Here is a 669-nt window from a genome sequence, read left to right as displayed (position 1 = left end):
ATTACCCTGGTAGGTCCCTCCCGTTCAGGACTCCTCCCTCTTCAGGAGAAACCTTAAGGTTTTCGCCATTCTGCATAACTTAATATGTCTCGACTCCTGACTTACCAAGCGCGTTCGAGACGCAATGCTGACACATATCGAGCGATTGATACCGACCGGCAAATTACCTCGCTTTGAATCCATCGTTAGCCTTTTGTTAGGAGGCCCCAAGTACCGTCGAATGTGTTACGGGCAAACCAAACAATTCCGGCGAAGAAGAGGTTCAAAACCATGCTCAACTTGGCTCATATTCTTCGATTGGGTGAAGAACGCGCGACCTTAGACGCGCTGAACCATTCCCAGGCGGTGATTGAGTTTGCCCTGGATGGGACAATATTGAACGCAAATGAGAATTTTTTGCAGTTGATGGGGTATAACCTCAGCGAAATTCGCGGCCAGCATCACCGCATCTTCGTTGATCGGGAGGAGGTCGCCAGCCCGGCCTATCGCGAGTTTTGGAACAGTCTCCGGGCCGGGCAGTTTCAGCAGGCCGAATATATGCGCTTCGCCAAGGGCGGTCAGGAAGTCTGGATTCAGGCGACCTATAACCCCATTCTCGGCCGCGACGGTAAGCCCGTTCGCGTGGTTAAATTCGCAACCGATATCACCGAGCAAAAACTGCGTTTGGCC

1 protein-coding gene is annotated in these 669 nt (G+C 52.2%); it reads left to right on the top strand.

The window, feature by feature from the left end:
- Positions 1-270: 270 nt before the first annotated feature.
- Positions 271-669: PAS domain-containing protein (locus VZ95_RS21045; protein ID WP_045777611.1), on the top strand; the 399-nt coding region annotated here is incomplete at its 3' end.

The sequence above is a fragment of the Elstera litoralis genome (assembly GCF_000963705.1).
In the GTDB taxonomy this organism is placed as follows: domain Bacteria; phylum Pseudomonadota; class Alphaproteobacteria; order Elsterales; family Elsteraceae; genus Elstera; species Elstera litoralis.
The sequence above is the reverse complement of the archived record's forward strand: the minus strand, read 5'-3'. Positions and strand labels throughout refer to the sequence as shown.